Annotated in this window: 20 protein-coding genes, 1 pseudogene and 2 riboswitches; of the genes and pseudogenes, 7 read left to right on the plus strand and 14 right to left on the minus strand. The window is 42.3% G+C overall.

Annotated elements, in window-relative coordinates; genetic code table 11:
* Positions 1 to 5: 5 nt before the first annotated feature.
* The gene (locus MKX49_RS03925; RefSeq protein ID WP_034314776.1) at positions 6 to 254 is read left to right on the plus strand and encodes a type B 50S ribosomal protein L31; all 249 of its coding nucleotides are present in this window, start codon (positions 6 to 8) and stop codon (positions 252 to 254) included.
* An 87-nt stretch (positions 255 to 341) separates the two neighbouring features.
* On the opposite strand, the gene metC is transcribed toward MKX49_RS03925, so the two are convergent.
* Positions 342 to 1523 (minus strand): cystathionine beta-lyase, encoded by a 1182-nt coding sequence (metC, locus tag MKX49_RS03930; RefSeq protein ID WP_053534051.1) that lies wholly within the window; start codon positions 1521 to 1523, stop codon positions 342 to 344.
* Complete coding sequence (locus tag MKX49_RS03935) at positions 1520 to 2632, minus strand: methionine biosynthesis PLP-dependent protein (RefSeq protein ID WP_340875124.1); 1113 nt, start codon at positions 2630 to 2632, stop codon at positions 1520 to 1522. The genes metC and MKX49_RS03935 overlap by 4 nt, the downstream gene beginning before the upstream one ends.
* Before the next feature lie 86 nt (positions 2633 to 2718).
* Positions 2719 to 2832: riboswitch (SAM riboswitch) on the minus strand.
* 326 nt (positions 2833 to 3158) lie between these two features.
* Here MKX49_RS03935 and fumC point away from each other — a divergent pair.
* Positions 3159 to 4541 (plus strand): class II fumarate hydratase, encoded by a 1383-nt coding sequence (gene fumC / locus MKX49_RS03940; protein ID WP_340875125.1) that lies wholly within the window; start codon positions 3159 to 3161, stop codon positions 4539 to 4541.
* Positions 4542 to 4650: 109 nt separating this feature from the next.
* A complete protein-coding gene (locus MKX49_RS03945) occupies positions 4651 to 4893 on the plus strand; it encodes a hypothetical protein (RefSeq protein WP_034314767.1) in 243 nt (80 codons plus the stop codon).
* A gap of 57 nt (positions 4894 to 4950) precedes the next feature.
* On the opposite strand, the gene MKX49_RS03950 is transcribed toward MKX49_RS03945, so the two are convergent.
* Positions 4951 to 6096, minus strand: coding sequence for an ABC transporter ATP-binding protein (locus MKX49_RS03950; RefSeq protein WP_053534052.1), 1146 nt, complete (start codon positions 6094 to 6096; stop codon positions 4951 to 4953).
* A 113-nt stretch (positions 6097 to 6209) separates the two neighbouring features.
* Positions 6210 to 7094 (minus strand): PucR family transcriptional regulator, encoded by an 885-nt coding sequence (locus MKX49_RS03955; protein WP_340875127.1) that lies wholly within the window; start codon positions 7092 to 7094, stop codon positions 6210 to 6212.
* A gap of 181 nt (positions 7095 to 7275) precedes the next feature.
* On the opposite strand from MKX49_RS03955, the gene MKX49_RS03960 reads away from it, so the two are divergent.
* A complete protein-coding gene (locus MKX49_RS03960; protein WP_340875128.1) occupies positions 7276 to 8313 on the plus strand; it encodes an NAD-dependent epimerase/dehydratase family protein in 1038 nt (345 codons plus the stop codon).
* A 121-nt stretch (positions 8314 to 8434) separates the two neighbouring features.
* Here MKX49_RS03960 and MKX49_RS03965 read toward each other — a convergent pair whose 3' ends face one another.
* The 4 genes from MKX49_RS03965 to MKX49_RS03980 all read right to left on the minus strand — a co-directional run bounded on the left by MKX49_RS03965 (position 8435) and on the right by MKX49_RS03980 (position 12153).
* Positions 8435 to 9541, minus strand: coding sequence for an iron-containing alcohol dehydrogenase family protein (locus MKX49_RS03965; RefSeq protein WP_340875130.1), 1107 nt, complete (start codon positions 9539 to 9541; stop codon positions 8435 to 8437).
* A gap of 62 nt (positions 9542 to 9603) precedes the next feature.
* A complete protein-coding gene (locus tag MKX49_RS03970) occupies positions 9604 to 10425 on the minus strand; it encodes a MetQ/NlpA family ABC transporter substrate-binding protein (RefSeq protein WP_202186550.1) in 822 nt (273 codons plus the stop codon).
* Between the two features lie 56 nt (positions 10426 to 10481).
* A complete protein-coding gene (locus MKX49_RS03975) occupies positions 10482 to 11150 on the minus strand; it encodes a methionine ABC transporter permease (protein WP_048687408.1) in 669 nt (222 codons plus the stop codon).
* On the minus strand, positions 11137 to 12153 hold the full coding sequence (locus MKX49_RS03980; protein WP_340875133.1) for a methionine ABC transporter ATP-binding protein: 1017 nt from the start codon (positions 12151 to 12153) through the stop codon (positions 11137 to 11139). Before MKX49_RS03980 ends, MKX49_RS03975 begins: the two co-directional genes overlap by 14 nt.
* Positions 12154 to 12222: 69 nt before the next feature.
* Positions 12223 to 12327: riboswitch (SAM riboswitch) on the minus strand.
* Between the two features lie 283 nt (positions 12328 to 12610).
* Here MKX49_RS03980 and MKX49_RS03985 point away from each other — a divergent pair.
* Positions 12611 to 13435, plus strand: a complete 825-nt coding sequence (locus MKX49_RS03985) for an MBL fold metallo-hydrolase (protein WP_052137500.1) — start codon at positions 12611 to 12613, stop codon at positions 13433 to 13435.
* A 63-nt stretch (positions 13436 to 13498) separates the two neighbouring features.
* Here the strand turns inward: MKX49_RS03985 and MKX49_RS03990 are convergent, their stop codons facing one another.
* From MKX49_RS03990 to MKX49_RS04015, 6 genes are all read right to left on the minus strand, one after another.
* On the minus strand, positions 13499 to 13687 hold the full coding sequence (locus tag MKX49_RS03990) for a hypothetical protein (protein WP_034314753.1): 189 nt from the start codon (positions 13685 to 13687) through the stop codon (positions 13499 to 13501).
* Between the two features lie 85 nt (positions 13688 to 13772).
* Positions 13773 to 13976, minus strand: coding sequence for a YheE family protein (locus MKX49_RS03995; protein WP_034314751.1), 204 nt, complete (start codon positions 13974 to 13976; stop codon positions 13773 to 13775).
* Between the two features lie 63 nt (positions 13977 to 14039).
* Positions 14040 to 15236 carry a YheC/YheD family endospore coat-associated protein gene (locus MKX49_RS04000; protein ID WP_289349250.1) on the minus strand — a complete coding sequence of 399 codons (1197 nt, stop codon included), beginning with the start codon at positions 15234 to 15236 and terminating at the stop codon, positions 14040 to 14042.
* A complete protein-coding gene (locus tag MKX49_RS04005) occupies positions 15233 to 16600 on the minus strand; it encodes a YheC/YheD family endospore coat-associated protein (RefSeq protein WP_048687401.1) in 1368 nt (455 codons plus the stop codon). Before MKX49_RS04005 ends, MKX49_RS04000 begins: the two co-directional genes overlap by 4 nt.
* A 3-nt stretch (positions 16601 to 16603) precedes the next feature.
* Positions 16604 to 17674, minus strand: a complete 1071-nt coding sequence (locus MKX49_RS04010; RefSeq protein ID WP_340875139.1) for a YheC/YheD family endospore coat-associated protein — start codon at positions 17672 to 17674, stop codon at positions 16604 to 16606.
* Positions 17675 to 17677: 3 nt separating this feature from the next.
* On the minus strand, positions 17678 to 18703 hold the full coding sequence (locus MKX49_RS04015) for a YheC/YheD family endospore coat-associated protein (RefSeq protein ID WP_340875142.1): 1026 nt from the start codon (positions 18701 to 18703) through the stop codon (positions 17678 to 17680).
* Between the two features lie 37 nt (positions 18704 to 18740).
* Between MKX49_RS04015 and MKX49_RS04020 the strand changes: the two genes are divergently transcribed.
* Both MKX49_RS04020 and MKX49_RS04025 read left to right on the plus strand, forming a co-directional pair.
* Complete coding sequence (locus tag MKX49_RS04020; RefSeq protein ID WP_162259522.1) at positions 18741 to 18947, plus strand: hypothetical protein; 207 nt, start codon at positions 18741 to 18743, stop codon at positions 18945 to 18947.
* Between the two features lie 324 nt (positions 18948 to 19271).
* Positions 19272 to 20326: pseudogene (locus MKX49_RS04025) on the plus strand (DUF445 domain-containing protein).
* Positions 20327 to 20393 lie beyond the last annotated feature (67 nt).

The following is a 20393-nucleotide window of genomic DNA, read 5'->3' on the forward strand; positions in this document are numbered from 1 at the left end:
TAATAGTGAAACAAGAAATTCATCCCGATTATCAACAAGTGGTATTCATGGATACCAACAGTGGGTATAAATTTTTGACAGGCTCCACTAAGACGTCCAATGAAACGATCGTTTGGGAAGACGGCCAAACATATCCCTTATTAAAAGTGGAAATCAGCTCGGATACGCACCCTTATTATACAGGAAAGCAGAAGTTTGCTGAAAAAGGCGGACGGGTGGATCGCTTCCTGGATAAATATAATATGAAGAAATGAGAGTCAGGCCATCGGGAAATCGATGGTCTTCTTTTATTGATGGAATAAAAAAGGTGCCCATAAAATATGAGGCACCCATTACTTTAATCATTTTGCAGCAATTGCTTCCCCTTTGGCAATATTGACGAGGGCAGCTTCGAAGTCCTTGATTAAATCGTCCGGATTTTCCAGTCCGACAGAGAGGCGGAGCAAGCTATTCGTGATGCCTCGCTTTTCCCTTTCATCAGCAGGCATGGCCGCATGGGACATTTTGGCCGGGTAGGATAATATGGATTCTACCGCTCCCAGGCTTACGGCAAAAACAGGGAGCTCGACAGTGTTCACGAAGGAACGGAAGATTTCCTCACTTTCCAATTCAAATGAAAGGACCGCCCCCGCTCCGAGTGACTGGCCTTTCTGGATGGCGTGCTGTGGATGATCGGCTAGGCCGGGATAATACACTTTTTTCACCAAGGGCTGCTCCTTTAAGTAGGCTGCAATCTTTTCTGCCCCTTTTTGTGAATGTTCCATTCTAACTGACAAGGTTTTCAAGCCTCTCATTACGAGCCACGCATCCTGGACACCAAGGACCGCTCCAAAGGAGTTTTGAAGCGAACCGAGTCTTGCCGCCAATTCCGGATCTTTCACGACCGCAAGCCCAGCTACCACATCACTATGGCCGGATAAAAACTTCGTCGCGCTATGAAGGACAACATCAGCGCCCAGATTCAGCGGTTTTTGCAATGCGGGCGTCAAGAATGTATTATCAACAAAACTTAAGGCACCAGCTTTTTTTGCGATATCACATACAGCTTGAATATCGGTCACTTTAAGTAACGGATTTGAAGGCGTTTCAATGTATATGGCCCTGGTATTTGGCTGAACCGCCGCTTTGACACTTTCAAGGTCCGTCATGTCAACGAAGGTATGCTCAATATTGAAACGGTTCAATACGCTTGTGACCATCCTGAACGTTCCGCCATACACATCTTCGGAAATGACGATATGGTCTCCGGCAGACAATAGGAGGAAGGCTGTTGAAATGGCAGCCATACCTGATGAAAAGGCAAAGCCGTGAGTGCCTTCCTCTAGATCGGCAATGATATCTTCAAGTGCCTCGCGAGTTGGGTTCCCGCTTCTGCTGTAGTCATATTTGCCGAATTGATCGATATCGGATTGATGGAAAGTCGATGCATGCTGAATGGGGACGCTCACACCGCCCGTTACCGGATCGAATTTATGTTGATTATGAAGTAATTTCGTTTCAAAGCTAAAATCATGATCTGTCATCGTAGTGCCTCCCTTTTTACATGTGCGAATGCTTGCTGCAAGTCACCAATCAAATCGTCGCTATCTTCGATGCCAACGGAGAAGCGGAGCAATCGATTACAAACCCCGTTTGCCATTCTGACTTCAAGCGGTATATCGGCATGTGTTTGTGTGGCAGGATAGGTGATGAAGCTTTCGACCCCTCCAAGGCTTTCTGCAAAGGAAATTAATGAGAGCGATTGTAAAAATGGGTTGACCGCCGCTTCATCAATGATGCGGAAAGAAATCATGCCGCCTCGGCCTGGATACAATACGTCCGTAACACAATCATGCTCCGATAAGTAATCTACAAGTATCTTGGCATTCTTTTCATGACGCTCCATCCGCAATGCCAGGGTTTTCATTCCGCGCATCAACAGCCAAGAATCAAATGGGCTCAAGACAGCTCCAGTGCCATTATGATGGAAGGCCAGTGCATCACATAACTCAGCGCCGCTAGCAACGATCAGTCCGGCGAGCACATCATTATGACCACCGAGATACTTGGTTGCACTGTGGATCACAATATCCGCTCCAAGCAAGATGGGTTGTTGAATAAGAGGCGTGTAAAAAGTGTTATCAACGATTAGCAATAAATTATATCGTTTAGCCAATGCGGCAACGGCGCTAATATCCGTTTGCTGCATAAGAGGGTTAGTGGGAGTTTCGATGAAGATGGCTTTCGTGTGAGGAGTGATGGCTTTTTCGATATCCTCCAAACAACAAGTGTTTACATAGTCACACTGCAATCCCCATTTTTTAAAACCTTGTTCTAACAGCCGATATGTACCGCCATAAAGATCTTCACTGACAATCCACGCATCACCAGATTTAAAAAGGGCGAGTATAGTGGAGATGGCGGCCATTCCTGAACTGCAGGCATAGCCTTGGTCTCCTTTTTCCAGATCGGCGATGGATCGCTCCAATAGCTGGCGGGTAGGGTTACCTGTCCTTGTGTAGTCGAATCCCGTCGATTGACCGATTCCTTCGTGGCGAAAAGCTGTTGAAAAGTATACCGGCGGATTGACTGTTCCTGTCGCCGTTTCACTGCGATTTCCTAATTGAGCAAGATATGTTTCAGGTTTATACATGGTTTTCACTGCTCCTTTGAGTTAAATAAAATAAAAAAAAGTCTTCTTTAAGAAGAAGACTTTGATTAAGTAGTGACGAGTCATTCTTCTTATCTTCCAAGTTCATAAACTTGTGGAATTAGCACCTTTTCATTGGTTTGAAACAAATGAAGGTTGCTGAGGTGTCATCGGGCCATTCCCTCTACCTCTCTCGATAAGAGTTTAGATTATTCAATTTCTTTTGAATTTACTATATATACAAAATACTGTCAAGGACATTTTGGGAGTGATGATGTGTTGGTGTTCATGGCCAGGTCAATTGAAGCCTAGCGGTGCCTACACTTTATGTGTCAAAAAAGAATATCCAAATTTTCATCTAAATATGAATGGCCTAGGATTTTTCAGAAATATGGAAAGGGTCAGCGGGATATTTTTGCTTTAAAATAATAAAGTTTGTACAATGTATGGAGAGAAAGAATAATCCGACATTATTCATTTCATATGCAAAAATTCTTCAATGAATAGTGCAAACTTAGGAGGAGAACACATGGAATACAGAATCGAACGAGATACGATGGGTGAAGTGAAAGTTCCTGCTGATAAATATTGGGGAGCACAAACTGAGAGAAGCCGTAACAATTTCAAAATCGGTAACGAAAAAATGCCGATTGAATTGGTTCGTGCATTTGCATACGTTAAACAAGCTGCTGCAAAGGTGAACTTTGATCTTGGTGATCTTTCCGAAGTTAAAAAGAACGCCATCGTCAAGATTTGCGGCGAAATCCTTGAAGGTACGCTTGATGAACATTTCCCGCTTGTAGTTTGGCAAACGGGAAGCGGTACGCAAAGTAATATGAATGTGAATGAAGTGGTCGCGAACAAAGGGAATGAATGGTTAAAAGAAAATGGTGAATCGGAAATCCTTCACCCGAATGATGATGTTAACAAGGCACAAAGCTCAAATGATACTTTCCCGACTGCCATGCATATTGCAGCCTTTATGGAAGTCGCTGAAAAATTGGTTCCTGCCATCAAAGCACTTCGTGATACATTCGATACAAAAGAAAAAGAATTTTGGGATGTCGTGAAAATCGGCCGGACACATCTTCAAGATGCTACACCCTTAACATTAGGACAAGAAATTTCCGGTTGGAAAGCGATGCTCGATAAAGATTTGGCGATGATTGAGGAAAGCAGCCAAAAACTATTGAACCTTGCTTTAGGCGGAACGGCTGTAGGAACCGGAATCAATACAAAGAAAGAATTCCCGGGACTTTCTGCCAAACAAATTGCAGCGGATACAGGATATCCTTTTGTCACATCTGATAATAAGTTCCATGCATTGACTAGCCATAACGAAATCGTCTACGCACACGGTGCTTTGAAAGCATTGGCGGCGGATTTAATGAAAATTGCGAACGATGTCAGATGGCTTGCAAGCGGACCGAGAAGCGGAATCGGAGAAATTGCCATTCCGGAAAACGAGCCGGGCAGCTCCATCATGCCAGGTAAAGTCAATCCGACCCAAAGTGAAGCGCTTACCATGATTGCGACACAAATCGTGGGTAACGATGCTACAATTGGCTTTGCAGCAAGCCAAGGTAACTTTGAATTGAATGTGTTCAAACCAGTCATCATCTATAACTTCCTGCAAACGGTCAAATTATTGACGGAAGGCATTCATTCCTTCAACGATAATTGTGCGGTTGGCATCACTGCAAATGAAGATAAGATTAAAGAAAATGTAGAGCGTTCCCTTATGCTGGTAACAGCATTGAACCCGCATATCGGTTATGAAAAAGCAGCCAAGATTGCCAAAACTGCCTTCAAGGACAACTCCACGTTAAAAGAAGCGGCATTGAAACTGGAGTTCCTTACGGAAGATGAATTCAAAGCATGGGTCGATCCTGCTAACATGGTTAATAAATAATTGGATGGAAGTACCCTCCCTCTAGCATTAGGGAGGGTGTTTCCATGTGTTAAAATACTGGAATCGACAAATACTGAAATCATAAGTATCTGGAACAGGAGGAAAAACAATGTCTATATGCCCGCTTTGCAACGGTCTAAGAAAAATTCATGTAGATTGCCCGGAATGCGGCAGTGAACTTGAGGATAAAGGGAAATTCATGGATTATGCTGATGATTACAGTGCTTATATGGATATCGACATACTTAAAGAAAACGACGGATACCCTCAATCCCTTCAAAAAGGGCAATGCCCCCATCTCATGAAATGCCCTGAATGCGGACATGATGAAGTGGTATTGGTCCAGGAATGAATCGCCCTTTATTTTAATAAACGTAAAAAGACCCATAATGAATGGGTCTTTTCATGTTTAATTGGCAGATAACTTCATGCTTTCCTGCATCTGTTCATCTTCTTCAACTAAAATGCGATGTTCTGTCCCTTTATCAAAAAAGTGCGCTTTATTCATGTCGAGCGCAAGTTCGATCTTTTCGCCTGCCTGGATAATGTTATTGGCATCGACCCTTGCAACGAAGTCCTGCCCCTCTAAAGTGGAGTAGAGCATGATCTCCGCGCCCATGAGTTCGGCTACATCAATTTGGGTCGTGAATGTAGTGTTAGGGGACTCCGTGAAATAAGCTCCTTCATTATGGAAATCTTCCGGACGGATGCCAAGGATTACTTCTTTTCCGACATATCCTTGATCACGTAGCATTTTCATCTTAAATTCAGGTATTTCAAGCGTTTGTTCGCCTATTTTGATTGTGCCTTCTTTTAATGTTCCGGTAAAGAAGTTCATGGCAGGCGATCCGATAAAGCCGCCGACAAACACGTTTATTGGTTTCTCATAAACATCCTTTGGAGCACCGACCTGTTGGATGATACCATCTTTCATTACAACAAGACGTGTCGCCATGGTCATTGCCTCTGTTTGGTCATGTGTGACATATATCGTTGTGGTGTCGAGCCGTTTATGCAGTTTAGCTATTTCCGCGCGCATTTGAACCCGCAGTTTTGCGTCGAGATTGGATAATGGCTCATCCATCAAGAAAACTTTTGCGTCCCTTACAATTGCACGGCCAAGTGCAACACGCTGGCGCTGACCACCTGAAAGCGCTTTAGGTTTCCTGTTTAGCAGCTCTTCAAGTCCGAGAATCCTTGCCGCTTCATTTACTCTTTGCTTGATTTCAGCTTTTGGCGTTTTCCTGAGCTTTAATCCGAATGCCATATTGTCAAATACAGACATATGAGGATATAAGGCATAGTTCTGGAAAACCATCGCAATATCGCGATCTTTAGGGGGGACATCATTGACTCGCTTGCCGTCTATGTATAAATCCCCTTGGGAAATGTCTTCCAGTCCGGCAATCATCCTTAATGTCGTTGATTTACCGCAACCTGAAGGTCCCACAAAAACGATGAATTCCTTATCGGCAACACGAAGGTTGAAGTCTTTAACAGCCGTCACCTTTTTATCATAAATCTTGAATATATGATCTAACACTAACTCTGCCATGAAAAATCCCCCTTTTAAACTCTTAGATTACTTGTACCAATTAGCTATAGTCTAAGCTATAGGTTTTGAAAAAAGTATGGGCATATTGCACAAAAAAGTGCTTACATTGGAAATTAATCATTCAGTAAAAGTATCAAGTATGCAGTAAGGGCATGACGGAAGTTTCTAATATCGAGACCAGTTTTTTCAGAGAATTTATCGATTCGGTATTGTAAGCTGTTCCGATGTATATAAAGCTGTTTGGCGGCAAATGTGGCATTGGAGTTACATTCGATATACGTTTTAACCGTTTTGATAAGCTCAGTATCCTGCTTGGTCTTGCCAAGAATTTCATTGATAAACCAATTTGCATTCTTAAAGGATGGATCATTTATTAATGAGTATGGGATGATGTCTGCCAAATCAGTCACTTTTATATCCGGCAGATGCACCTGTGCCACTTCAAAACACTTTTTCTCCTGAGTCCAGTGATGGCGAAGGTCTTGATCTACAGGGTGAAAGCGCCCGGTGAACATACGGGTCTTTACATAAAAGTCACTTTCAAGTGTGGAAGTAATGGCGATCAGTTCTTTATTTGATAATGGTTCATCCTTGTCCGGTTCAATTAAGACGCCTGACGTTTCATTTTCCCAAATAATAGCTGCGTCAGATGGAACGAAAGCGAGGAAGGCCCCTTCAAAATCGGAGTTGGAAAAATCAGCATGAGTCAACTTGAAATGAAGGAATCGAACATTCTCCCAGCTCGTTAAAGGCAATGGTGCATTCGGTTCGGATAAAAAAATTTTCCATGATGAGCCTGGATGTGCATTGAGGTCATTTGGGTTTATGGAAGGAACAAAAAGCAGTTCCAATAAACGGATTTCTTCTGCTGTGATTTCTGAACGGGGAATGCCAAGTATACTTCTGAAGTCTTCGAACCAAACATAATTAGAAATATCATCAGTATCCTTTCTATTGGTAAGAGCGTTCGGGAATTTTTGTTTAAGATTTTCAAGCATCGGTTCCACCTTCTTTCTCCCTTTCCCTATCATTATAGCGAAAAAGAATAAAGTTCAAAAGATTAGGATATCTTTAGTTTTTCCGAGAAGGGAAAACCAAAGAAAAGTTGCAAGTATTATTAATTTCAGGAAAGGGTATTGCGTATGCTTTATGGAATATCGTTAAAGAGGAGGAGATCTTATGAACATTTTAATATTGGGTGGTACACGGTTTTTAGGCCGATATTTAGCAAAAGCTGCAATAGAGAAGGGGCATGATGTCACACTTTTTAATCGTGGAAATGACCCTTATGTTTTCCCCGAAATAGAACAGTTAAAAGGGGACCGCGACGGGGATCTTGAAATGCTTAAAGGAAGACAGTGGGATGCAGTAATTGATACATCAGGCTTTATCCCTCGAACTGTATCGAAATCTTGCAGGTTGCTTAATCAAGTTAAACATTATACATATATTTCAAGCATCTCGGTTTATAGTGATCCAACCGAACCAGGTATTGATGAAAATGGAGAGGTTCATGCACTAAATGAAGATAAAGCAGAAGAAATAACCCGCGGAACGGCTGGGCCGATATACGGTGAATATTATGGACCGTTAAAATCATTAAGCGAAAAAGCAGCTGAAAAAGAACTGCCGGGGAAAGTCTTGTCAATTCGTGCCGGGCAAATAGTAGGTCCATATGATTACACTGACCGATTGCCGTACTGGCTTAAAAGAATAGCGGAAGGGGGAGAAGTTTTAGCGCCTGGACGCCCTGGACGTCCAATCCAAATTATCGATGCAAGGGACTTGGCTCATTGGATCATCCAAATGATGGAAAAGGGCATGACAGGTACGTATAATGCCGTTGGACCAGACTACACACTGACTATGGGGCAAATACTTGAAGGCTGCAAAAAGGTAACAAGAAGTGATGCTGCCTTTACATGGGTATCTGAAAAATTTTTAAAAGACAATAAAGTAGAGCCGTGGGGAGAAATGCCTTTATGGATACCGGAAGAATTCCCTTTACCAGGAGGTAAGGAACCTTTGAATGGGTTTTTGGCTGTCGACAACGATCAAGCCATCAATAATGGACTAACATTCCGTCCCCTATCAGAAACTCTCGAAGATATATGGAATTGGGAAAAGGGCCGTCCGGAATCTGCCGATAGAAAAGCAGGCATGCACAGACAACATGAAAGTGATCTTCTTGGATTATGGAAACAGACAGTAAGGTAATACCTTCTTTTATTATACTGAAGTATTATCGGCACATTATGTATGCTTGGTGAAAAGGATGATTTTAAACAAACAATGAGGAATCAAAAAAAAGCGATGGGGTAAAAACCCCATTGCTTTTTTAGTCCGTGGATGGGTTTGCATGGTTTGTAAGGATTTCAAGGTTTTCCATGGCGGCTGCCACTTTTTCCTTGTTGATATCAGGGAAGAGAAGATGGATGTCTTCACCTTCTTTGACAGAGTGGGCTGCAATCTGTTGAAGTTCGGCCTTATGTTCAACAGTCAGGCCAATATCAAGCAATGTCATCGGCAATTTAAGCACCTGGTAGATGGGCAGCAATTGTTTGATTTCCGAGAATTTCCCTTCTAGCACAAGCTGGACTAAAATGCCATATGCAACTTTTTCCCCGTGAAGTAAATGATGCGCTTGCGTGATGGAAGTCATGCCATTATGAATGGAGTGGGCACCGGCAACGCGCAAGTACTGGCCGCCAAACCCGCCAACAAGACCACTGGTGATGATGTTCGTTTCAATTACACGCTGCAGCGCATCTGTCCATTTCCCTTTTTCCAAATCAGCTAAGGCTTCCTCGCCATATGTCAATAAAACTTCCTGGCATTGCCTTGCGGCCAGATGGGCCAATTCAATACAAACGGACTTGGTGGCAAGCTTTTCGGCCAGTGCATTGCCCTCGTACCATTTCGCCAATGTATCGCCGATTCCAGCACGTAAATAGTTAATCGGCGAATTAAGAAGAATTCCTGGTTCGATCAATAACATCCAAGTGCTTTTTTCATGAATATCATAACGGACATATGAACCATTATCATCATAAATAACACTCAACGGTGTCCAGGCAGCGCAGGTGGAAGCCAAGGTTGGAATGAGGATGATTTCCTTTTGAAGCGAGTTTCCGGCCGATTTGGCGAGGTCGAGCAACTTACCGCCGCCAATGCCAATTAATGCATCTGCACCATGTTCAAGAGCAGCCTTCTTGACGCGTTCAATTTCCGGGTCACTGCATTCCCCGCCGTATGTGAAAAAGATCGTCTCAATATGTTCTAAGGAAGGAAAAAAGGGTTCAGTAACTTCCCAAGATTTTCGTCCATGAATAACGAGCACTTTACGAATGTTCCCTTTACTCAGTTTCACTTCCAGGTTTTCAAGGACATTTGCTTTACAGGCGTAATAAGCGGGGCCGCTGCGGACCTCCAGTAAGGTATTCATATTTGCTCTCCTTAATGAAAGGCCTGTTCCCGGTAAAGGGGAAGCAGGCCTTGATTATTTGATCAATCCATCCAGTCTGGTTTTCCGAATCCGGCAAATTTGTCATCGATCACTTTTTCAAACTGGTCGGATTCCACTACTGATTTAATATCCTTGGCAAATTGAGCGTCTACATCTTTTGTATTCACTGCAACAACGTTTCGATACATATCCGGCATTTTTTCTAAAACTAGGGCATCCTTGAGGTCCATTTTCGCTGCAAGAGCAAAGTTGCCAGGGACCGCCGATAGGTCAACGCTGTCTGTTGCGCGGGGTAACTGAGCGGATTCCAATGGTTTTAGCTGGATGTTTTTTGGATTTTTCGTTACATCCTTTTCAGATACTTTTAAAGGGTCGACATTTGGATCGACTTCAATCAACCCTTCATCCACCAGCACTTTTAGTGCACGTGCCAGGTTAACCGGATCATTGGGCACTGCAAGGGATGTACCGTCTTTCACTTCTTTCAATGAATTATACTTATTAGAATATATGCCCATTGGCGCTGTTGGAACTATGATAAGGTCGGAAAGCTTTAAATCATTTTCTTTAGCGAAGTTATCCATGTACACTTTATGCTGGAAAAGGTTGGCGTCGATCGAGTTGTTGCCAAGCGACTTATTCGGCTGGATATAGTCGGTGAATTCGACGATTTCTATTTTGTATCCGAGATCTTCCAGACCTGGTTTGATGGCCTCCTTAACCATATCGGCGTACGGCCCGGTAGTCGCCCCGATCTTCAATTCTTTTTTGTCTTCAGTATTTGGGGATGCATCATCGCTCCCGCATGCTGCCAAGCCGAGTGCAAGTGCACAGACTGATAATAACGAAGCTATTTTCTTCATTTGAAATTCCTCCTGAGTAATGAAATGTATTGAGTCATTTAAAAAAATGATTGATCCTATCGCTTGTTAACTATGTATGAAACTTTGTCACCAACCATTTGAATGAGTTGCACAAGGCAGATCAGCACGACGATCGTCGTGATCATGACTGTGTTGTCATATCGGTAATATCCGTACCGGATTGCCAGGTCGCCAATTCCGCCACCGCCGATTGTCCCTGCCATTGCTGAGTAACCGATTAGCGAAATGGTCGTTAATGTCAGTCCTTGAATGATTCCCGGTTTTGCCTCTGGAAGAAGTACATCCTTAATGATCATCCATGGAGTGGCACCTACGGCAATTGCAGCTTCAATCACTCCTCTGTCTATTTCACGTAATGCCGTTTCAACAATCCTTGCAAAAAAAGGGATTGCGGATACGGACAGGGAAACAGAAGCTGCTCTTGGCCCTATCGTCGATCCCGTAAGTAGGTCCGTTAAAGGAAGGAGGGCGACCAAGAGAATGATGAACGGGATTGAACGGACAATATTGACTGCGAAACCGAGAGATCGATTCACGATGCCATTTTCAAAAAATAAATTCCTGGTTGTTGTAAATAGCAATACTCCTAGCGGTAAACCGATCAGCAGGGCTACTGCAAGAGAAACGCCGACCATATAAATCGTTTCAAGAAAGGCTTTATTAAGATCAGGTAAAATATTGACGATGGGATTAAGCAGTGACATGTTTTAACACCTCCACAGAACTGGAACGATTTTTTATATATTCCAATGCCTCATGAATTTGGACGGCATCGCCAATTAACTCGATGATTAAAATGCCTAAAGGAACATCCTGGATATACTCAATTTTACCGTGTAAAATATTCCCCTTTACTGCATGGGATTGGAGAGTATCCGAAAGAATCGACTCACCGGCGGTTTGCCCTTCGAATTGGATCTTAATAATCGTCCCTTCACTTTCATCAATCAAGTGCGAAGGGAGTTCGAAATCCAGTACACTGCTAATGAATTGCTTCGTTAATTCCTGTTTGGGCTGTGAAAATATTTCATAAACGGGTCCTTCTTCAATTACCCGGCCATCCTGCATCACGGCGACTCGGTGGCATAGTTCTTTGACCACTTCCATTTCATGTGTAATCAACACGATGGTGATACCAAGCTCACTGCTTATCTTTTTCAATAACTGTAAAATCGCTTTTGTAGTTGTTGGATCAAGGGCTGAAGTCGCTTCATCACATAATAGTACAGTGGGTTCATTTGCTAACGCGCGAGCTATGCCGACCCGTTGCTTCTGTCCACCGCTAAGCTGTGCAGGATAGACATCTTTCTTATCGCTGAGCCCTACGATTTCCAACAATTCCAATACACGTAACTTAGTCGCGTCCTTGGATCGATGCGCGGCCCTTAAGGCGAAAGCGACATTTTCATAAACGGTTTTTGAACTGACCAGGGAAAAGTGCTGGAATATCATTCCGATTTTTTGGCGTTGTTTACGAAGCTCTTTGCTAGATAAAGAGGTTAAATCAATGCCGTCGATAATGATATTTCCACCTGTCGGACGTTCAAGCAAATTCAAGCAGCGGAGTAATGAGCTTTTTCCAGCTCCGCTGTAGCCGACAATGCCATATATTTCACCAGTTTGAATGGTCAAAGATACGTTATCCACTCCGATAACTCGGTTTTTCTTCGAGACGTATTCCTTTCGGATTGAACGGATTTCAATCATGAGCTTTCCCCCTTAAACATTAAAAAAGCTGCCTCTATCATTCAGAAAGAGGCAGCGAAATCATATCTCGGCTTATCTTTCAGAATGCAATCATTCTGCAGGAATTGGCACCGTTCCCTAAGGGCGGTTGCCGGACATCACAGGGCCTGATCCCTCCGTCACTCTTGATAAGTAAATTATTATTTTAGAATATTTCAAGTTTTATAATATAATCTATATTATTTGTAAAATCCGGCAATGTCAATCGTTTCTTTTATTTTTTTGTCAATAAATCTGGTACGGTCCGTTAAAACGATTCATGGAAAATGGGCTATTATGCAATAATCCAGCATTTTCATCGAGGCTATTTATTCCAATATTTCCTTGTCAAAAAGGTAAAGTGGTACTACATTTATTATAGTAAAGTTAAAAAAAGGAAGGTAAAACTATTTTTGTACAATGATGGGGAGGAAACCGAATGATAGAGATCAAGACGATAAATGATGTGGTTTGCGTGCATGGGACTCCTGGCGGGAACAAGGGGGGGATGAGTGTGTATGTCTTTTTAACGGATGGCCTATTGATAGATACTGGCGCGCAGATTTTATTGGAAGAGCTTATTCCATTCTATGAATCCGCAGACTTCGACTCAGTGGCCCTGACGCACTATCATGAAGACCATACGGGGGGCGCTGCCTGGATAAAGGAACATAAAAAGGTCCCTCTTTTCATTCACCCGATGTCGGTTGAGGTTTGTGCAAAGGATGCTGAATATCCTGAATATCGCAAAATTTTCTGGGGAAAGAGAGACGCCTTTAAAGCTGAGCCGCTAGGGAAGGCCATTCATTCCCGTACCCAAACGTGGGAGCCGATTTTTACCCCAGGTCATGCAAAGGACCATATGGTGTATTTGAATCACAATAATGGCGTGCTTTTTTCAGGAGACCTTTTCGTAACCCCAAAAACAAAGCTTGTCTTACGGGAAGAGTCTGTCCCGGTGATCATCGATTCCATAAAAAGATTGCTTCAATATGACTTCGGGGAAGTGTTTTGCTGTCATGCTGGGCATGTTCCTGATGGGAAGGAGATGTTTCGAAAAAAACTGGATTATCTGGAAAACCTCCAAGGGGAAATTTTACGCTTGCATTCTCAAGGGCTGACCGTTCATGAAATCCAGCAGGTCGTTTTACCGAATCGCTATCCCCTTATCGAGATATCTGGGCATGAATGGGATTCAGAGCATATCATTACATCGATATTAAACAAAAATATTTTAAGTGCGAGGGAGAATGGGACTATTTGAATGCTACCGTTTAACGGTCTGACTGATATAAAAGAGAGCTCTCCATAAGAGAGCCCACATTATTCATTTATTGACATTGGGATCTGTTTCATCATAAAAATCATGTGCTTCTTCGATGTTCTGAAGGTTAGCGACTTCATACACATTTCCGCCCGCCATTCCTTCATTGATGATACGGTCGATATCCAGGTAAACGGAGTCCTTGCCATCATATTCGGTATCCTTCAAAAATGTCATTTTTTCTTTATCCAAAAGAAATCCCTCCTAGCCTTTTCTTTAGTTTAGGCAAAGGAGTTTTTTTTATTCTGTTAAGCGATTTCATAAATGTAAAGGGGTTTCATTCATATACATGGAAGATCATTAAATCATGTATCATGCTTTTGAGTTTAGTTTCATCTGTTTCGGAAGGCGGATTGGCTGTCCACTCGATGGATCCATCTTTATGATACAAGGCTTTGACTGCCTGCTTGTTGAAATAAAAGGAAATTTTCCATCCTGGCAGATTCTTATGCAATGGTTCCCATTGAAAATGAGTGATCATATGTATTACCTCCATATATACTGTTTCTCATTCGATTATAATGGAAAACGGCAGCTGGAGGTGTTATTTTCTTTTCAGGTTGGGAAAAGTTAATTCAATGAAAAGATTTTTTAAATGCAAAAGCCTGTTTGTTTCAATTTCTTCTTCATCGAATTGCATCGGCTTTGAGTTCACTTCGTATATGAAAAGCGAGCCCGATTCGTCTTCCCCTATATCAATGGAAAACTCTCCGAGAAACCCGATCTTTTTTGAAAGTATCTCTCCGCATTTTTGGGCGATATTCGCTAATTTTAGATCCAGGTTTTTTGATTTAATGTCCTGATAAGGAAAAAGCTTTCCGCCTCGGGGAGTGTGGGTGGTGATTTCCTGAGTTTGCGACATCCTTACCGCTTTGCCGGTCACTTTATAAAAACCTTTTTCATAATGGACGAGAATCCGGTAATCATAACGATGTCCAAAGAGTTTTTTTGGTATGATCGCCTGTTGAGCAAGATAGCTCCTTTTTAATAAATCCCTTTTTTTTGTATCCCAGAAGGAAGCAAAATCAGGGAAGGACTCACTATGCTTTAAGCTATTGAACAATAGGGTATCATCATCATTTTTGATAATGGTATAAATGCCCTTCCCTTGGCTTCCTTTGCATGGCTTAAGGTATATATGCCTGTATGTCTCCAGGAAAGAATCAAGGCAACCGCTGTTTCGTAAGACCATGGTGGGCGGAAGGTGGTTGGTGAGGGATCCATCTTCAGTTAATGCTTCGAACATCACATATTTATCTATAAAACAGGGGTTGAATAGAGTCATTCGGTAATCTTTAAAATGTGTGATAAGATGTTGGAATTCCTCTGACGCCTCATAGCTCCTCCAGGGGATACGGTTATAGACGATGTCAGGGAAGGGCACCTTACATTCAATCCACTTGTTTGAAATGGAGGAAAAAAGATACCCTTTCATCGACTCGGAATGAAGGGCATTTCCTGTGAATACATACGCCAATATTCCATGTTGCAATAAATATAATGATAAGTCCCGAAAAAGGGTCAGGTTTCCACCCAAACCTGATTCCTTTTTGGGATTGGAAACAGTTAAAATTCCGACGGTAAGCATCCGGTTACCCGGAAATATTGTGATTGGAATTAGAGGTTGATTCGAATGGTTCTTTTTATAGCTGATTTCTTCTTCGGCAGAGCCGGCGAAAAGTTCCGCATTCTCATGAGTGTGGTGCCAATTTTCAGTGGGGATATCATAAAAAATGTTCATTGCGGCACTCTGATTGATTTTGTAATCGTCTGTTCCGTAAGATAAATGGCATAATCAAGGCTTAGCTTTCTGGTCAGCAATTCGAAATCCTTGAGTTTTGGATGGGAGAAGATGGAACGTCCAGGCTTGGAATTGGCTTCAAACATCCAAACCTGCCCTTTTTTATCCAATCCAAAATCAAATCCTATTTCTGCGATGATGCCGTCCAAGTTCTTTTCTATACTGTCACTTAAAATCAGTGCGGCTTCCGATAGCTTTCGTTCGACTTCTGTCGCCTCATCGTCATCTCCAAACAGTTCGGCAACCGTTTTGATGACACCCCCGCTTTTAATATGGGTCGTGACGCTGCCGGCGCCGGCGATTTTTGCGGCAATCGCGGTCACCTGCCATTTTCCATTACTGTCCTTGTTCGTATGAACCCGGAAATCCACTGGACGTTTTTCAGATCGAATTAATGGGATGCCCTGCTGCACGATCAGATTCTCGAGCGGGCGGTCGTGAAAAATGTGTTTAACGATGGATTCCAATGTCGAAAACCGTTGCAGTTTATTTTCTTTTGCTTCGTTTGTATAGCGGCAATAGTAAACATTCTCATGCTTATCATAAAGAATTTGGTGAATCCCTAGACCGAGGCTGCCGTGAATGGGCTTTATATAAACTTGCCGGTAATGGGAAAGAAGGGTTTCCACCACGGATATGGATTGAAATGGATACGTTTCCGGCAAATAAGGCAGTGCCCGCTCATCTGCGCATAACCTTTCATTTACATCCCATTTGTTGAAAAATCCGGGGTTATACCATGGTATGGTATATATTTTTTGGAATTTCTGCTTCACTTCTTTAGGTCCATCACGGTTTTCCGTCAACCGATTTGGTAGCCGGTCATAGATGACATTAGGAAAAGGAAATTCATAAATGTTCCAGTCATCTTTATCAAATACATAGCCTTTGATTGTCTCCTCATCCCAATTGATTACATTCTCTCCAAAAACAAAGGGAATACAGCCTGTGGTCTTGCTAAGCGAAAGGAGCTTTGCGAAAAATTCAGATCTCTCCCCTAAAGGTTTGTTTGAAATGCCCGTGAAGCCTGAGGAAAAGATTCCGACAAGCGGTCCGATATGGATGCTCTTGCCGTATATGAATAAATGAAGGGGAATATCGGTATGATCGAATAGTAGAGATTCCGCAAGACTTTTCGATAGCACGATTGTTTGATTGACTGCCGGGTTTTGTTTGACGATGGCAGGACATGAATGCCGTCCGAAATAAATTAATTCAATCTCTGCCAAATCTCCAAGCTCTGAAGGGTAGTAGAGAACATTGCCAGGGATAGCGGCAATTTCGGCAGGATAAGTCTTTCTCACTTCCTATTCACCTGCTTTCTGAAGCTGTTCGGCTAAATACTGGCTATACTGAAACGGTGCTCGATGAATATCTTTCATGGTCTCCGGCTGTAGTGCCTGAATGATTTTCCTACCAGGCTTCGAGTTAATGTCCATTATCCATATTTGGCCTTTTTTATCGATGCCTAGATCAATTCCCAACTCGAATAATCTTTCAAAGACAGCTTCGGTTTCAACGGGCAGGGTGCGAAGGATATGATGAATCTTTTGTTCGACAGCAATCGAAATCGTTTCCGGGTTTCTTTTGTTGAAGTTATCCAATGAAATGGCTTCCCCGCCTGTGGCAAGATTTGAAGTAATTCCGTCTTTTTGTCCCGTACGAATTCCGCGTCCCCGTTCCATCCATTGATTCTTCTCGTTTTTTTGAAGTAAAATCCGTAAATCGAATGGCTCATTATTTTGGGTGCAAAGTTCTAAATATGGCTGGCAAAGATAACGGTATCGATTTAATAAATGCTGCAGCCATTTGTTAAGCTGAGATTTGGAGGAGAATGGGCGGTCATATTTGGTGCCCTTTTTCGTCATGGAAACCAAAGTCCCGTCTTCGGTTTTTGAAAGGAGATAGATTCCTGTACCGCCTGCACCGAATTCAGGTTTGATGATGATTTTATCCAGGCGTTCCAAATGTCCTATAATATCTTCAGGTGTCGTCACTTGTACGGTTTCTGGAAAAAATGCCTGTAGGTGTGGATGGTTTTTGAGGATTTGGTACACTTCCCACTTACCAGGAAGTCCCAGTCCTAAGAAATTCGAGTTATCTTTTAACCACTCGATTTTGTGTCGAGTTTCCGTTGACTCACGAACTAAACCGTGAAAACAGCGATCATATACAAAATCAGGTAAATCAAAAGATGTGGCGATCCAAGTTTCGCTCTCGGCATCAAAACGCTCGCCCCTCACTTTTTTTAGATCCATATCAATATTTACCGGTGAGAATTTGCAAACTTTCATATTAAATGATTTAGCGGTTTTGGCTATTTCGGTGAAGTAGTTGTTTTCATGAGTATCCGACGCGGCCATTAATCCTATTAACACGTGCTAGCAACTCCTTTTATGGATGGTTTTCGGGTTAAGGGCAAGCATGAAATCTATGATTGATTTTACTGATGGACGAAAGGTTTCATAGTTGCCTTGAAATTTTTTCGAAGGTTTTGAATTCACTTCGATGATCCATGGATGGGTATCGGTGTCCAGTGCTAAATCGATCCCTAGCTCACCGAATGAATCGTCAAGGTTTTCGACTAAGGCCTGTGCAGTGTTTTTAGCCAGGCGTACGAGCTTTTGATATATGCGGCTGGCGTCCTGAAGTTCAAATGCTTCTTTTAGAAAATCCGGCCCATTTTTCATCAATCCGCCTTGTGCAAGATTGGAAACAATAGTACCAGGATCCCCAATCCGGGCAACCATTGATGTAACTTTCCATTCAAGCTGTTCGTTCCGGTGAAGTAGTATGCGGAAATCAACTTTTCTCTGATCGGTTTCGAATAGGGAAATCCCTTTTTGAAGAATGAAGGATCGTTTTCTGGAAAATTTTTTTAAGGTTTCAAACAACTTTTCATCCGTATCAGCAAAATGTACATTCTGGAGATGTCCGGATTGCTCGATTTTCCATTTTCCAGCTACTTGCGTTAATCTGCAAATATTCCTGCCTTGGCTGCCTGATGCGGGTTTAAAGTAGATTACCGAATGCTTTTCTATAAATGTCAAGAAAGTTTCCTTTTCGTTAAACAGTATCGTCTCTGGTAAATTTGGCAAAAGCTCATCTTCTAAGATCAGTAGTTCGTGTACATCATGTTTGGAGAGGAACCTTCCGTTGAACATCGGAATCGACCGTTCCTCCAGTTCAGTTTTAAACAGCTTGAAAGAAGACGATTGCTCAAGTTTACGCGAATGTATCCGGTTATAAAATACATCAGGGATGGGGAGGGGCAAGGCTTTCCAGCCACCTTGCCCTGGCAGGTAGCCTTCCACAACCCCATCTTGAAGAGACTGCAGTTTAACTAAATAGAAGGGGATGCCCTGCTGATTACAATATGATTTCATTTCCTGATAAAATTTTTCCATCTCGCCGAATGTCCCGTCTTGCAAGGGAGTCTGGTTCATGAGTGAAGCGAAGAATGGGCCTATCTTAATTGACCTTTCATCCGCATGGTATGAGACGGAGATTGGATCGGAAAAAACGGGTAAGGATAAAATTTGGTTCATATCATATGAAAGTTTCAATGTAGGCTGGGATGACGGGAATGGCTGGACAAGTACCGGGACGGAACGGCATCCAGCCATTATCGTTACGGGTTCTCCAAATTGAAGGTCCCATTCCTCAAATAATTTTTCTTCGATAAATAATAGCGCCTTCTTTCTAGTCTCTGCGGGATTTACCGTAATGTAAACTTTCTGATGGTTAAGGTTCATAATAATTCCCCGTTTGCACTAAGTTTGATATCCTTTAATAATTAAATGATGGGCAAATGTGGATAACACATTCTATGATTTTTTAATTAGAAGGTGTCATAAAGCCTTTATTTCAAGCAATAAAAGGAGAAATTTCATGGGTGAGTTTTGGCTAAAGATACTGTTTATGGTCATCGTTGGTGCAGTAATAGGTGGCTTCACTAATTTATTGGCTATCAGAATGCTATTCAGACCGTATAAGCCAATCCATATTTATGGGAAGCAGCTGCCGTTGACACCAGGGTTGATTCCTAGCGGCAGGATGAGTTAGCTAAACAATTAGGCAAATTGGTGGTCGATCATTTAATCACACCAGAGAGCATTCAAAGTAAAGTCATCAATGATGCCTCTATACAGAATATGAAAATTTTCGTCCAGGCAGAAGTAAAGAAAGCATTGTCCACACAAAAAAGTACTGCTCAATTACTTGATCAATTGGGAATGAAGAATTCTTCATTTACGTTAGAACAGCGATTACAAACATTCATTCTTGGTAAATATGAAATATGGTCGGAAGAGAACATGAGCAAGAGCTTGAAAGATATCGTCCCTCCGCACCTTCAGCAAAAAGCCCTCGACTCGATTCCTGATTTGTCACGTTTCATCGTGAAAAAGGGAAAAGAATATTTTGACAGTGCGGAAGGCAAACGCCGTCTTGAAGACATGTTGGATGATTTTTTCAAGGAACGGGGCAAGCTGATCAATTTAATTCAGATGTTCATTGGAAACGAAAAGTTAATTGACAAGATTCAGCCGGAAATCATTAAATTTTTTGAACAATCGAGAACGATTGATATATTGTCAGTGATGTTGGTGAAAGAGTGGGGAAATCTCGAGAAATGGGATATAGAGAAAATCGAGGGAATGATCGGGAGAGAAACGATAAAACAATGGATTACCGAAAAAACGGTTGAAATACTGCCTGTCGCTTCGATCCTGAATAAGCCGGTTCGAGAATTGACTGTCAATTTCTCGGACACCATTGTGGAAAAGGGCGTTCCGATTTTTGTGGAAAAAGGTGCCGAGTACGTAATCAATCATTTCCAGCCGCTATTCCAAAAACTTCATTTGGACGATATCGTGGAAGAACAGGTTTCGTCCTTTTCTGTGTCCCGTCTTGAGGAAATGGTCGTTTCCATCACTAAGAAGGAATTGTCGATGATCACATACCTTGGGGCCTTGCTTGGTGGAATCATCGGTTTATTTCAAGGTTTCGTAACTGTTTTAATAGGATGACGTGTAATTCTCAATCGGATTTGTTATAGTGGAAAAGGTGTAGGAATACAATGATTACCGGGAGGGG

Source organism: Peribacillus sp. FSL M8-0224 (assembly GCF_038003055.1).
GTDB lineage: Bacteria > Bacillota > Bacilli > Bacillales > DSM-1321 > Peribacillus > Peribacillus frigoritolerans.